This window comes from Eisenbergiella sp. OF01-20, from assembly GCF_003478085.1.
GTDB lineage: Bacteria > Bacillota > Clostridia > Lachnospirales > Lachnospiraceae > Eisenbergiella.
Genome location: NZ_QUES01000048.1, coordinates 35,992 through 45,662, shown reverse-complemented (window position 1 = coordinate 45,662; position 9,671 = coordinate 35,992). Strand labels below are relative to the sequence as shown.

Genomic DNA, 9,671 nt, shown 5'->3' with positions numbered 1-9,671 from the left:
GCCCGCTGTTTGCAGGGCGGAGGGCCGCCACCTGCGAAACTTGTATCCCTACCATTCCGCTATGGAACCGTCCTCATGCCTCCACACCGGATTTTTCCATCTGTGGGGTGTATGGCTTTCTTCCAGGATCAACTCCCTGTTAACCTCGATTCCAAGGCCGTCTCCTTTGGGAAGATCGGCAAATCCGTCTGTAAATGTATAAACTTCCTTATTCTTGATATAGTCAAGGACACCATGATGTTCGTTGTAATGGATCCCCATGCTCTGCTCCTGGATAAATGCATTATAGCATGTCGCATCCACCTGGAGACAGGCGGCCAGGGCTACAGGGCCTAACGGACAGTGCGGTGCCAGCGCCACATCATAGGCTTCAGCCATAGCCGCAATTTTCTTCACTTCCGTGATCCCGCCGGCATGGGACAAATCAGGCTGGATAATGTCCACACCTCCTGTCTGAAGCAGCCGTTTAAAATCATATCTGGAAAAAAGCCGTTCCCCTGTGGCAATCGGGATGTCACAGGCTCTCCGTATTTCTGCAAATTCTTCCATATGTTCGCACAAAACCGGTTCTTCTATAAACATGGGCTGGAACTCTTCCAGTTTTTTAGCCAGTATTTTGGCCATGGGCTTATGGACACGGCCGTGAAAATCGATGGCTATCCCGAAATATTTCCCCACAGCTTCCCGTATAGAGGCAACCCGTTCCAATACCCGATCGATTTTTTCATAGGAATCCACAATCTGCATCTCTTCGGTGGCATTCATTTTAATAGCGGTAAAACCTGCGGCCTTTTTTTCCAGGGCATCCCTCGCCACATCAGACGGCCTGTCCCCGCCAATCCAGGAATAAACCTTCACCTTATCCCTGCAGCTTCCCCCCATCAAATCATATACCGGCGCATGATAATACTTTCCTTTGATATCCCAAAGCGCCTGGTCAATTCCGGAAATGGCGCTCATGAGGACGGGGCCTCCCCGGTAAAAGCTGGCCCGGTAAAGCGTATTCCAGATATCCTCAATATGCATGGGATCCTTTCCCATCAGATATTCCTTCATCTCTTCCACACACGCTAAAACCGTATTGGCTTTTCCCTCGACAATCGCTTCGCCCCATCCGGTCAGGCCATCATCCGTAATGATTTCCACAAAACCCCATCTGGGCCTGCCCCAATACACATTAACTCCGGCTATTTTCATAGGCGCTCCCTTCTTATGCCCTGCATCAGGCTTTTCACATATTCCGCAGCTTCTTTCCAACGCTTCTTTTCCACATATTCCTTCGGGACCAGATTCTGCCCCATTCCCACACCGATAAAACCTCTGTCAAAAAAGGTTCTTATATTCCCGGCGTTCACCCCTCCGACAGCCACATATTCCGTTCCGTCAAACGGCCCCTTCAGGCTTTTTATATAATTTTCCGGCAAATCACCTGCGGGAAAAAGCTTCATCGTATCAATCCCATAAGATAAGCAGATATCCACGTCCGTCGGTGTCATCACTCCCGGTAAAATCGGTATGGAATTCTTCCGGCAAAATGCAATGGTTTCCCTGTTTACCGAGGGAGTGAGTACAAACTCCGCTCCCGACTCCAGGGCAATCCCGCACCGCGCGGGCGTGGTAACCGTCCCTGCACCTACCGAAGCCTCCGGCCCGAATAACTTTTTTAACAGCACAATCTGCCGGAAGGCATCCCCGGAATTAAGAGCTACTTCAAACATTTTAATCCCGCCTTCAAAAACAGCTGCAGCATAATCCTCCGTTATATCCAACGGAACGTTTCTCAAAATTGCACAAACCGGATTTTTCAGACATAATTCCCTCATTAAAATACCCTCTTATCCACAGGATCGGAACCCCCGTTTACCATATCCGGAGCAGAAACATAATTCCGTATTATGGAACTATATTTTATAATATGGAATCATATACCATATATACCGCAATTCCTCCCTCCTGTCAATGGTAACAGTCCAGAAGTCTTTTGTGTCCTGCTGCAACCAGCCATGTCTTGCTTTAACCGGAGAAAAATGATAAAGTTATATCAAACAAACTCAAACTTCGCAGGTGCCAAATGGCCTTCTGCCCGCTGTCCGTGCGGTACTCCCGGGACTGAAAAGGAATTTTTGCAGGTACCTTTCAGATTATGGAGATGAGACCAGTCAAGTGTGTCAGCCTCATCTGACATACTTGACATCCCTGGGCTCATCGGAATGCCCAGTCTGATGGATCTGCGAAAATCCTTTTCAGTCCCGGGAGCGCCGCACGGACAGCGGGCAGAAGGCCATTTGGCACCTGCGAAGTTTGAGATACAAAATATAAGAAAAAGGACTGAGGTACCCCCATGGCAGAAAATTCATCCGTCCAATCCGTGGAACGAACTTTTGATATTATTGAAGCTCTGTCGCCGGCTCCCCAGGGCCTGACCCTGTTGGAGCTTGCCTCAGCTGTAGGGCTTCCCAAAAGCACGGTGCACCGCCTTCTCTCCACATTGGGAAACCGGGGATATATTGCCCAGGATCCGGAATCCAAAAAATACCTCCTGACGCTGAAGCTTTTCGAAATCAGCAGCCACAGCCTTGCCGGTTATGATATTCTTTCGGTTGCCAGGCCCTATATTCAGCATCTGTCAAGGATAACAAATGAAGCCGTACATCTGGTGATAAAGGAAGGCCGGGAGGTGGTTTATATTTATAAGGAGGATTCTTCCAACAATACCGTACGGATGGCATCCCATATCGGGCTGCATAATCCCATGTACTGCACAGGAGTGGGCAAAGCCATTATGGCCTTCCTTCCCCGAAGGGAACAGGATCTGATTTGGGAAGCCACGGAAATCATCAGATACACGGAGAATACAATCACCGATTATTCCCATATGCGAAAAGAACTCGACCATATAAAGGAATGCGGATACGCCATTGATGACGAGGAACATGAAAAGGATGTACGCTGTGCGGCGTGTCCTATCTTTGATTATACCAATATGCCTTATGCTGCGATCAGCATCTCCGCTCCCTGTTCCCGTATGGAAAATACAAGAATCATAAATGCTATTATTCCGGAACTGCTTTCTGCCGCACACCGGATATCACAGATAATGGGCCGTCCCGAACCGTTCCCTCGTTAAAAAGCCAGGTTTGTCAACGCTTGTAACAGCAGGAGACAAAACCTGGCTTTTCTTAATGGCAGCCGTTCTGAGCGGTTGCCTTATTTCACTTATCCTTCTTACATTCGCACAGTTCAGACCTGTTGGGCCGCATTCAGCTGTTCCAGAAGCCCCTGCAGCTGTTCCAGGCTTACCTCCCCGCTGCGGAAACTCAGAACTCCGCGAAGAGGCATATATTTCATCATAGCCTGCATCATTTCGGAGGAAATAGCCGCAGCAGCCGCATCACTGTCTTCCTTTTCTCCTCCCACCAGGTCCAGCTTCATCATGGGTGCCAGTATCTGTCTGGCCTTCTCATCCATCATCAGATCCCCGAAGGTGGTGTCCATGGTGTAATGCACGGGAAGCTTCTTTGTGGATTCCACGGTAACAGATGCTTCCAGCTGGATATCCCTTGAGGATTTACCCACGAGAATACGGAACTCCCCGCTTTCCACATGCCAGTCATGAATCTGTGTATTCCAATACGCAAAAGCCCTCTTGTCCAGCGTAAAGGAAACCGTCCTGGTTTCGCCGGGCTGCAGTTCCACCTTATCAAAGCCCTTCAATTCTTTTACCGGGCGGATTACGGTACTTTCCACATCGGATACATACAGCTGTACCACTTCTTTTCCTGCCATACTTCCGGTATTGGTTATGTCCGCGCTCACCGTAAGCGTATCCGTATCCTTGATGGCAGACGCGCTTACCTGCAGATTAGAATATGCAAAGGTGGTATAGGAAAGGCCGAAACCGAAGGGGAAACGCACATCCATTTTCTTGGTGTCATAGTAGCGGTAGCCGACGAAAACACCTTCCCTGTATTCCACCTTATCCCCTTCGCCCGGATAGTACAGATAGGACGGGTTATCCTCCAGCTTGCAGGGAAAAGTTTCCGGCAGTTTTGCACTGGGATTTACTTTTCCGAAGAGGATATCCACAACAGCTTCCCCTACCGCCTGGCCTCCCAGATAGGCCTCCACAATTCCCTTAACCTTGTCTGCCCAGGGCATTTCCACAGGGGAACCATTATGTAATACCACAATTGTATTCGGCTGCACGGCAGTTACCCGTTCAATCAGTTCATTCTGGCAGCCCGGCATGCCCATATGGGTTCTGTCAAAGCCTTCGGATTCAAAAGCATCCGGAAGCCCTGCAAAAATAACGGCCGCTTTTGCTTTTCCGGCTTTTTCCACCGCTTCGGCGATCATCCCTTCGTCCGTTTCATCCGCCTGATCCCGATACCCTTCCGCAAAGGATATCGTTCCCCAATCCTTTACCACATCCCAGGCACCGGTTACCTTATGGCTGTTGATATGGGAGCTGCCGCCGCCCTGGTAACGGGGCTGTCTTGCATATTTCCCGATAAAAGCAATTTCCTCTTTTTCGGAAAGGGGCAGGATTTGCTCTTCATTTTTCAGAAGGACTATGGTTTCCTCCGCCACCTTTTTGGCATATTCATGATCCTTATCTCTGTCAAATACGGCATTTTTATTTCTGGTTTCTTCAAAACGGTATACGATATTCAGGATACGTTCCACGGCCCGGTCAAGGACAGCCTCGTTCATACGGCCTTCCCTTACAGCCTCCGCTATCTGTCTGTCATTGACTCCTCCGGATGCCGGCATTTCCAGATCCAGGCCCGCTTCCAGATCCGGCACCCTGTTATTTACGGCACCCCAGTCGCTTACCACAAACCCGTCAAAACCCCATTCATCACGGAGGATGTCGGTCAGCGCTTCTTTATGCTCCGCGGCATAGGTGCCGTTGATTTTATTATAGGAGCACATCACCGTCCAGGGCTTCTGTTTGCTCACAGCGCCTTCAAAGGCCGCCAGATAAATCTCACGCAGCGTTCTTTCGTCTACCTCGGAGGAAGCGGACATTCTCCGTGTTTCCTGGTTATTTGCCAGAAAATGTTTGATGCTGGTCCCTACATTTTTACTCTGTACCCCTTTGATCAGCGCACCCGCCATTTCGGAGGCTACCAGCGGATCTTCGGAATAATACTCAAAATTACGTCCGCAAAGAGGAGAACGTTTGATATTTACTGCAGGCCCCAGGATGACGCCCACGCCCTCCGCCTGGCATTCTTCTCCCAGGACTTCCCCCATTCCGGTTATCAGTTCCCTGTTAAAGCTGGCCGCCGTACCGCAGCCCGCGGGAAAGCATACGGCTTTAATGCTGTCATTCACCCCGAGATGATCCGCTTCCTGGTCCTGTTTCCTGAGACCGTGAGGGCCGTCGGAAACCATCATGGCGGGGATTCCCAGCCGTTCCACGCTCTCCGTATGCCAGAAATCCGCACCGGAGCACAGAGAAGCTTTCTCCTCCAGTGTCATCTTTCCTATCAGTTCCTGCAATTTTTCCCTTGTCATACCATTCTCCTTTCCAATCAAAGACCTTGCTTGAATAAAACATCTCTCGGACACCCTTATTTTTATGATAGCATGTTCCTCCCGGTACCGCTATCTCAAAACTGACTTACTATAGGTCAATATTGACTTATACCAAAAAATATAACATAATTAAATCATATTTTAGGGTGATTCTTTACCTGAAGGGAGTTTTTATGAAATATCTGAATGAAATCAGGAAGGAATTGGATACGCTGGCGCAGCAGGGGGAAAAGGGGATCGGCTATCAGCCGTCCTCCGATATCTATACCGCCTCCTACAGCGGCAGCTATTTCGACGGCATCCATCTGAAAAAAAATTCCCTTCCCGCCGGTTACACCCATGAAAACGTACAGGTGGAGCCTGACATACAGGTACGCTGTTTTTCCTATGAGGATGCGGGTGTGCTGGTGCCCCGGCATTGGCATAACAGCCTGGAAATCCTGCATATCACAAGAGGGGATATGGAAATCATGGTAAATGAGCGGGCTTTCCGTCTGGGGACAGGTGATTTCGCCATCATCAATTCCCGGGACATCCACGCCACCAGTTGTTCTGAACACTCACGGATCCAGGTGCTCCAGATTCCTTACCCATTTTTAAAAAAGCATGTTCCGGATTTTGACAATCTCCGTTTCCTCAATGGTTCCTGCGGGAATCCCGCTTCCGATGAAGCTTTCCGTTTCTGCCTGACGGAAATCCGGAATATTTATATGGAAAAGCCATACGGATATCAGCTCCACTTTACCAGCCTCCTGTATGAACTGCTTTTTCTGTGTGTAAGCAGCTTCCAGGCTACCGAAGGGGCGGAAGCCAGTTCCATGACAGATGAAGAGCGGGCCCGTCTGATCACGGTCATGGATTATGTAAATGCCCATTATCAGGAAAGTATATCCCTGGGGGACGCAGCTTCCCTTGTCGCGCTGAATCCCGAATATTTCTGCCGTTTTTTCAAAAAAAATATGGGAATGACCTTCCTGGAATTTGTCAACCAGGTGCGGTTTTCCCACATATGCGAAGATATCATCCGTACGGATGCAAGCATCACGGAGCTGCTGGCCCGACACGGTTTCACCAACTATAAGCTGTTCCGGCGGATGTTCTATGAAAAATATGGATGCACACCCTCGGAAAAACGAAAAGAGACCTCCGGAAAATAAGGGATTATTCTTCCGGAGGCTTCCTCCTATTTCCTGCTTAATTATCCCGGCCGTTTCCAACCCGGCCGAAAAAGGTAAGCAGATAGATGCCGCAGATACCCACTATCACATATACGATACGTGATATCCAACTCATCTGGCCGAAAATCAGCGCTACCAGATCCAAACGGAATAAACCGATCAGTCCCCAGTTAATCGCACCGATAACTGCAATCACAAGTGCTGTATAATCAAGACCTTTATTTCCCATGACAGCTACCTCCTTTTCTTACGTAACTATCATGCCCGTTCCTTTTCTTTTTTATTCTTTTTTTCTTTATGCGATAAAATATCCGTCGCGTCCTTCTCTTTTGACCTGATACAGCGCATTATCCGCCATTTTATATATCTCATCGTAAACGTCGCCCGGTTTTGTCATAACAGCTCCCATGCTGATTGTCACCTTGCCCGCACTGGAGACATCGAGCTTGCGTATTTTCCGGATCAGCCTTTCGCAGGTATCGGAAAGCGCTTTGGCATCCTTCATGTTATCCATGTAAACCACAAATTCATCGCCTCCCGGCCTTCCGACCACATCTTCCTCCCGGAAGCACTCCTGAAGCACCCCGGCAACCTCACAAAGGACATGATCGCCAGCCAGATGTCCGTACGTATCATTAATACTTTTGAATTTATCGATATCTATAAGAAGAAGAGCACCTGCGCTGCCTGCTTTCAGCCGTGCCAGCCGCTCTTCAATAAGCCTGAGACTCGTCTTAGCATTATAGGCATGGGTCAGGCTGTCCCGCTCCGCCTGTTTTTTCAGTTTTTCCTTTTCCCGCTTCTCTTCTTCGATATCATTCATTTTTCCTATGACACAGACAGGATTTCCTTTATAATCATAGATGGTTTTCATGGCGAGCCGGATCCATCGGAGGGTATTCTCTTCTCCCGGAGCGGCTTTTTTATATTGCGGCAGCTGAAGCTCCCGTATCCCTTCGTTTTCTGCAGTCATAATTTCCAACAACTGTTTCAGGTAATCCCGGTTCTGCCCTCCGCCTTCTTTCAGCCTGCAGGAAATTTCCCTTTCTCCGGCGTTTCCATCCGTTTTCATGGAGAGGGTGAACAAATCATTTTTTATATCATATTCAAAAAAATAATCATTCACAAGCCCGTATATCTCCCGGTGCTTTGCAAGCTCCAGGGATATTTTCCGGTTCAGCTTTCCCTTCGTATAGATTCCCCAGGCAAGCGCGGCAATAACCAACAGCAGAACCATACCCGCTGCCGCTACCGCCTGGAAAGGGTTTTCCTTGATATAATCCCCAAGGGTGGGATTCTCCTTGTTGATGGTATTCGAATAGATAATGGACTGCATTTCCTCCTGTGGCAGCGCTATTATCACTTTATTCAGAATATTCAGAAGTTCTGTGCTTGCAGGCTTTTTGACCCCGATGCAGGTGCTGCTATCGGTATTAACCTGGGGAATCAGCTTCAGCCTCCTGAACTCCGGCTTATTAAAATAATGCTGTGCCACATAGGCATCCATATACGTATAATATGGTTTTCCGCTGTTCACTGCCCGTACAAGCTCTTCCCTGGAATCAAAAAACACGCCGCCGGCAGCATCTCCCCAATAGCAGCCGCAGCCTTCCACCATAGCCATGCTCATGCCGTCCAGCTGCTGGTTCTGCATGTTATCACTTATGAGGAGCACATATTGGGTAGAAACATAGGGCCTGCTCATGGCCATGTTCCTCTCCCTGGCAAGCTCATAATCATAGGGCATGCCGACTACCAAATCTATGCTTCCCTCCTCCGCCATCCGGCTCAGGGTCTTATCATCCGGCGCTACCACCAGCTGGAAGGAAAGACCTGTCTGTTCCCGGATAATGTCCAGCAAATCCACTCCGATTCCCTTCAGCAGTCCCGTTTCCTCATCCATATACTGATAAGGCGGCAAATCCGACAGGACTCCCACCTTCAGCGTTCCCGCCTGTTCCAGATACTGCTTTTCCTCCGGTGTGAGACGCAGCTCGGTATTGGGAGGGTTGAAATATTTCTCATTAAGCGTTGTTGTAAAATAGGGATCCGCCTGTTCAATGCTGTGAAGCGCCTTATCCAGCTGATTGACCAGCTCCGTTTTCCCCTTTGTCGCCACGAAGTAAAACGGCCTGGGAGCAAACCGGGCCACTGTCCGAAGCCCTTCTATATATTCCATGCTGGTGCTGATCATGACATCCGCCCGATCCTCCTTCAGCGCCTGCACCATTTCCTCCTCCGACCGGCAGAGCACTACTTCCGGAACCAGCATACTTTTCCGGCAGTATTCTTCCATTTCTTCCCGGCGCTTTACCGCTCCCTCCATCATCGCCACCCGCAGATGCTGCTCTTCCCTGGAAGCTTCATTATATGCCGTATTTTCATAAAGGACCTTGAACACCGTATATACAATGCCGCAGCTATTGGAGGTATATTCATATTTCTCCTCCATCTGGGTATTATACAGTAACCCTCCCATAATATCGATTTCGCCGTTTTCCAGCATATCCAGCAGGGTGGTAAGGCTCTCGTTAATATCGCCCTCTATCCGGACAAATTCATAATCCCATCCGGTATATTGGGCGATTTCCTGTAAATAATCATAAATATAACCTGTATAGTTCCCGTCTTCATCCAACTCTGTCAGGCCCTGCTGCATGGGAAATCCCACACGGACTACCGGCCGGTCCCCGCCGGCTTCCACAGAAAACCCGGATAACCAAATTCCCAGAAATAATATCAAAATAGCCGCAAGGCATCCCTTTTTCCATAAAAGAAACCCTCTATACTGCATAGCTTCTCCTATCCGTTTACCGATTGATTGTTACATAGTATAAATGTAATGCAGGTTTCCTGTTATTTTAACACGTTTAGCAGAATAAAACCATACAGAATAAGAAAAGATATATTTTTCCAATGTGAAAAAAGGAGGTAATTACTCGTAACGGT

Annotated in this window: 7 protein-coding genes; 2 read left to right on the top strand and 5 right to left on the bottom strand. The window is 48.7% G+C overall.

What is annotated here, in order from left to right; translation table 11 throughout:
- Positions 1–48: 48 nt before the first annotated feature.
- Positions 49–1,197 (bottom strand): galactonate dehydratase, encoded by a 1,149-nt coding sequence (gene dgoD, locus DXA36_RS29735; protein ID WP_118682885.1) that lies wholly within the window; start codon positions 1,195–1,197, stop codon positions 49–51.
- Positions 1,194–1,823: a bifunctional 4-hydroxy-2-oxoglutarate aldolase/2-dehydro-3-deoxy-phosphogluconate aldolase gene (locus tag DXA36_RS29730; RefSeq protein WP_118682884.1), complete on the bottom strand. Its 630-nt coding sequence runs from the start codon at positions 1,821–1,823 to the stop codon at positions 1,194–1,196. Before DXA36_RS29730 ends, dgoD begins: the two co-directional genes overlap by 4 nt.
- Before the next feature lie 518 nt (positions 1,824–2,341).
- Between DXA36_RS29730 and DXA36_RS29725 the strand changes: the two genes are divergently transcribed.
- Positions 2,342–3,127 (top strand): IclR family transcriptional regulator, encoded by a 786-nt coding sequence (locus tag DXA36_RS29725; protein WP_118682883.1) that lies wholly within the window; start codon positions 2,342–2,344, stop codon positions 3,125–3,127.
- 113 nt (positions 3,128–3,240) lie between these two features.
- On the opposite strand, the gene DXA36_RS29720 is transcribed toward DXA36_RS29725, so the two are convergent.
- Positions 3,241–5,523 (bottom strand): glycoside hydrolase family 3 C-terminal domain-containing protein, encoded by a 2,283-nt coding sequence (locus DXA36_RS29720; RefSeq protein ID WP_118682882.1) that lies wholly within the window; start codon positions 5,521–5,523, stop codon positions 3,241–3,243.
- 194 nt (positions 5,524–5,717) lie between these two features.
- Between DXA36_RS29720 and DXA36_RS29715 the strand changes: the two genes are divergently transcribed.
- Positions 5,718–6,701 (top strand): helix-turn-helix domain-containing protein, encoded by a 984-nt coding sequence (locus DXA36_RS29715; protein ID WP_118682881.1) that lies wholly within the window; start codon positions 5,718–5,720, stop codon positions 6,699–6,701.
- 37 nt (positions 6,702–6,738) lie between these two features.
- Here DXA36_RS29715 and DXA36_RS29710 read toward each other — a convergent pair whose 3' ends face one another.
- Positions 6,739–6,951 (bottom strand): DUF378 domain-containing protein, encoded by a 213-nt coding sequence (locus tag DXA36_RS29710; protein ID WP_118682880.1) that lies wholly within the window; start codon positions 6,949–6,951, stop codon positions 6,739–6,741.
- Positions 6,952–7,017: 66 nt separating this feature from the next.
- Positions 7,018–9,516 carry a transporter substrate-binding domain-containing diguanylate cyclase gene (locus DXA36_RS29705; protein WP_118682879.1) on the bottom strand — a complete coding sequence of 833 codons (2,499 nt, stop codon included), beginning with the start codon at positions 9,514–9,516 and terminating at the stop codon, positions 7,018–7,020.
- Between the last annotated feature and the right edge of the window lie 155 nt (positions 9,517–9,671).

Coding starts and splice junctions, on each gene's coding strand:
- dgoD (WP_118682885.1), bottom strand. CDS start 1,197: ATGAAAATAGCCGGAGTTAATGTGTATTGGGGCAGGCCCAGATGGGGT.
- DXA36_RS29730 (WP_118682884.1), bottom strand. CDS start 1,823: ATGAGGGAATTATGTCTGAAAAATCCGGTTTGTGCAATTTTGAGAAAC.
- DXA36_RS29725 (WP_118682883.1), top strand. CDS start 2,342: ATGGCAGAAAATTCATCCGTCCAATCCGTGGAACGAACTTTTGATATT.
- DXA36_RS29720 (WP_118682882.1), bottom strand. CDS start 5,523: ATGACAAGGGAAAAATTGCAGGAACTGATAGGAAAGATGACACTGGAG.
- DXA36_RS29715 (WP_118682881.1), top strand. CDS start 5,718: ATGAAATATCTGAATGAAATCAGGAAGGAATTGGATACGCTGGCGCAG.
- DXA36_RS29710 (WP_118682880.1), bottom strand. CDS start 6,951: ATGGGAAATAAAGGTCTTGATTATACAGCACTTGTGATTGCAGTTATC.
- DXA36_RS29705 (WP_118682879.1), bottom strand. CDS start 9,516: ATGCAGTATAGAGGGTTTCTTTTATGGAAAAAGGGATGCCTTGCGGCT.